The sequence below is a fragment of the uncultured Mycobacterium sp. genome (assembly GCF_964249325.1).
Classification (GTDB): domain Bacteria; phylum Actinomycetota; class Actinomycetes; order Mycobacteriales; family Mycobacteriaceae; genus Mycobacterium.
Map to the genome: position 1 here is coordinate 3669 of NZ_CAXUCH010000087.1, position 3760 is coordinate 7428.

Genomic DNA, 3760 nt, shown 5'->3' on the forward strand with positions numbered 1-3760 from the left:
CCGGGTGATCTCCGAACGCCGGGACATGCGCCGGTTCCTGCCCGGCAGCGTCATCCCCGACGACGTCTTATCGCGAATGCTCCAGGCTGCGCATGCCGCTCCCAGCGTGGGGTTGATGCAGCCGTGGCGGTTCATCCGCATCACCGACGACACATTGCGGCAGCGCATCCACGCCCTGGTCGATGAGGAGCGGCTGCTCACCGCCGAGGCGCTGGGCCCACGCGCCCAGGAGTTTCTGCGACTGAAGGTGGAGGGCATTCTCGACTGCGCAGAACTGCTCGTGGTGGCGCTGTGCGATGGCCGAGACGCCCACGTGTTCGGGCGGCGCACCATCCCACAGATGGACTTGGCGTCAGTGTCATGCGCAATCCAGAACCTGTGGCTAACGGCTCGCTCAGAAGGGCTCGGCATGGGGTGGGTCTCGCTGTTCGATCCGCGGCGGCTGGCAGCGTTGCTGTCCATGCCCGCCGACGCTGAACCGGTGGCGATACTGTGCCTGGGTCCGGTGCCCGACTTTCCGGATCGGCCGGCACTGCAATTGGACGGCTGGGCCTTGGCGCGGCCGCTGCTGGAGTTCGTATCGGAGAACGGCTGGCGCTTGCCCGCGGCCGCGACGCACCCAGAGTTCTCTGACTAGCCCGACAGTCGCTATTGGCTGGCGGCCACCGCGGCCAGCGGCGCCTGGGCGGTCGTCTCGACGGAAATCCACGCTGTCGGCGCGAAATGAATCGTGACGGCGGGACGCGGGAGCTGACTGCGTACAACGCTGAGGACGCCGTTACCGCCGATGCTGAATTCGCCGTCTACAGTCAGCGACTCGCCGCTGGCCAAATGCACCACAAACGATGCCACGGGCCGACTCCTTCCGCAGCGGGCAACAGTGTCAGGATTCTCCGAACGTTACGAGACGGCCCTTGCGACCGCCCTGCGGCAAATGACCGGCGGGCACACCGGCTCCCCGACCGACAGCGCCGACCAGGCCGCCATGCGACGATGACCTGCGGGTTGTCCGACGACACCGGCCGGTTGGCGCCGACCGACCACCTGGTCGTCGATAAAAATCACGGCTGCAAAAAGGGGGCCACAGCTCGCCTCAAGGCGCGCCCATGCAAGCTAGGGACGTGACGGCAATCGGCGACCGCGATGCGACGCAGCCCCGGCGCGACAACGTGCTGATCGTGCACTGGCATGACCTGGGACGCTATCTGGGTATTTACGGCCACACCGACGTGTCCAGCCCGCAGCTCGACAGGCTGGCACACGAGGGACTCCTTTTCACCCGAGCCCATGCCACCGCGCCGCTGTGCTCGCCGTCGCGGGGTTCACTGTTCACCGGCCGCTACCCGCACAGCAACGGGCTGCTCGGCCTGGCCCACCACGGCTGGGAGTACCGCTCGGACGTGCGGACCCTCCCTCAGATTCTCGCCGAATTAGGCTGGCACTCAGCGCTTTTCGGGATGCAGCACGAGACGTCGTATCCGAGCCGGCTGGGCTTCGACGAGTTCGACGTGTCGAATTCCTACTGCGAGTATGTGATCGACAAGGCGCAGGCCTGGCTGCGCGACCATGATGGCAGCCGCCCATTCCTGTTGACGGCCGGGTTCTTCGAAACACACCGACCCTACCCGCATGACCGCTACGAACCGGCCGACGCCACCGCTGTCAAGCTGCCGGACTACCTGCCCGACACGCCGGAGGTGCGCCAGGATCTGGCAGATTTTTACGGGTCCATCGCCACCGCCGACGCCGCCGTCGGCCAACTGCTGGATACGCTCGGCGACACCGGGCTGGACGCCAACACGTGGGTGGTGTTTTTCACCGATCACGGCCCGGCCTTCCCGCGAGCGAAATCCACGCTCTACGACGCCGGCACCGGCATCGCGATGATCATCCGACCACCCACCAGGCTGGCGTTAGCGCCGCGGGTCTACGACGAGCTGTTCAGCGGGGTGGACTTGGTGCCCACACTGCTTGAGCTGCTCGGCGTCGACCCACCCACCGACATCGAGGGCGTGTCGCACGCGCAGAACATTTTTGCTGCCGACAAGCACGCCGCGCGGGCACGCGAACACGTATACACTATGAAGACCTATCACGACTCGTTCGATCCCATACGCGCAATCCGCACAAAGGATTACAGCTACATCGAGAACTACGCACGCCGGCCGCTACTGGACCTGCCGTGGGATATCCAAGAGAGTCCGTCCGGGCAGGTGGTCGCACCGCTGGTGACGACGTCACGACCGGAGCGCGAACTTTACGATCTGCGTACCGATCCCGCTGAGGCAAACAACCTGTTGAGCGACCACAACCCTGATGGCGCGCAGGCGGTCGCAGCCGATTTAGCTGTGCGCCTTAATGATTGGCGCCAGCAGACGGGCGACGTCATCCCGTCTGAGTTTGCCGGAACTCGGATTTCGGAACGCTACACCGAAACCTATATCCAGATCCATCACAGGACACCGACCAGCCGCTCTGCGATCGCCGCGGACCGCGGGATCGAGGAAGAGGTCAAACACGCCGAGCACTAGTCGCTCAAGGCCGCAGCACGACGCGGATGCAGCCGTCTTCCTTGTTCTTGAACATGTCGTAGGCGCGGACGCCGTCTTCGAGCGGCAAGTCGTGAGTTATCAGCACCGACGGGTCCAGATCGCCTTGCTGAACATAGTCGAAGAACTGCCGGATGTAGCGATGCCCTTGTTGCTGCGCCGTTTTCACTGTTAGCCCTTTGTTGGTGACAACGCCCATCGGGAACTTGTCGGTCAGCCCGTAGACACCCAGCACTGCGACGATGCCGCCGTTGCGGCAGGCCAAGATCGCTTGGCGAAGCGCGGTGGCCCGGTCGGTTTGCAGACGCAGCAGTTGCTTGGTGCGGTCGTAAAGCTGCTGCAGCCCGGTGCCGTGACCTTCCATGCCGACGGCCTCGATACATGCATCAGGACCGCGGCCGCCGGTGGCTTCCCGCAGTGTTTCCTGGACGCTGCCCACGGCAGTGTAGTCGATCGTTTCGGCGCCGAGTTTCTCTGCTAGAGCCAGCCTTTCGGGTATGCGGTCGACGACGATTGCCCGTTCGGCGCCCGACAGCAAGGCGCTGCGTGCGGCCATCAACCCGACACCGCCCGCTCCCCACACCGCCACGGTGTCGCCCGCGTCGATCTCGCAGAAGTCGGCACCCATGTATCCGGTGGGCACCGCGTCGGACAGGAACAGCGCCTGTTCGTCGGTGACGTCGTCGGGGATCGCAAAGCAGTTGGCGTCGCCGAACGGCACCCGGATGTACTCGGCGTGTGATCCCTGGTAGCCGCCGAACGGATGGGTGTAGCCATAGATCCCTGCGGTCGGAAAGCCCAGAATCGGCTGCTGCAGTTCGGCATTCGGATTGGTGGTTTCGCACAGTGAAGTCAGGTCGTGCTGGCAGTACCAGCAGCGGTTGCAGGCGATGAACGACGGCACCACGACGCGGTCCCCGATCCGGGTATCGGTCACTTCGCGGCCCACTTCGACCACCTCGCCCATGAACTCGTGGCCGAAGACGTCGCCGGCTCGCATGCCGGGCAGGTATCCGTCGATGAAGTGCAGATCCGACCCACACGTGGTGGTGAGCCGGACCTTGACGATGACGTCATGCGGGTTCAACAGGATCGGGTCGTCGACGGTTTCGACCGATAGCTCGTTGATCCCGTTCCAGCACAGCGCTCGCATCGATGTTCCTCCGGCAGTCAGCGGGTTGATTCACGCGCGCTGGGGTTGTATCTGATGG

The 3760-nt window shown here is 64.5% G+C and carries 5 protein-coding genes (1 of these 5 running past the window's edge); 2 read left to right on the forward strand and 3 right to left on the reverse strand.

Going from position 1 to position 3760, the window contains the following annotated elements; translation table 11 throughout:
* Positions 1-4 precede the first annotated feature (4 nt).
* On the forward strand, positions 5-637 hold the full coding sequence (gene bluB, locus ACFE99_RS12825; RefSeq protein ID WP_375485801.1) for a 5,6-dimethylbenzimidazole synthase: 633 nt from the start codon (positions 5-7) through the stop codon (positions 635-637).
* 11 nt (positions 638-648) lie between these two features.
* On the opposite strand, the gene ACFE99_RS12830 is transcribed toward bluB, so the two are convergent.
* Positions 649-852 carry a hypothetical protein gene (locus ACFE99_RS12830; RefSeq protein WP_375485803.1) on the reverse strand — a complete coding sequence of 68 codons (204 nt, stop codon included), beginning with the start codon at positions 850-852 and terminating at the stop codon, positions 649-651.
* Positions 853-1106: 254 nt separating this feature from the next.
* Here ACFE99_RS12830 and ACFE99_RS12835 point away from each other — a divergent pair, with 254 nt between their 5' ends.
* Complete coding sequence (locus tag ACFE99_RS12835) at positions 1107-2531, forward strand: sulfatase (RefSeq protein ID WP_375485805.1); 1425 nt, start codon at positions 1107-1109, stop codon at positions 2529-2531.
* Between the two features lie 4 nt (positions 2532-2535).
* On the opposite strand, the gene ACFE99_RS12840 is transcribed toward ACFE99_RS12835, so the two are convergent.
* Entirely contained in the window at positions 2536-3702 is a 1167-nt protein-coding gene (locus ACFE99_RS12840; protein WP_375485807.1) for a zinc-dependent alcohol dehydrogenase, read from the reverse strand.
* Positions 3623-3760 carry the end of a hypothetical protein gene (locus ACFE99_RS12845; RefSeq protein WP_375485809.1) on the reverse strand. It continues 483 nt past the right edge of the window, so the window shows 138 of its 621 coding nt (coding positions 484-621); its start codon lies off the right edge, out of view; it ends in the stop codon at positions 3623-3625. The genes ACFE99_RS12840 and ACFE99_RS12845 overlap by 80 nt, the downstream gene beginning before the upstream one ends.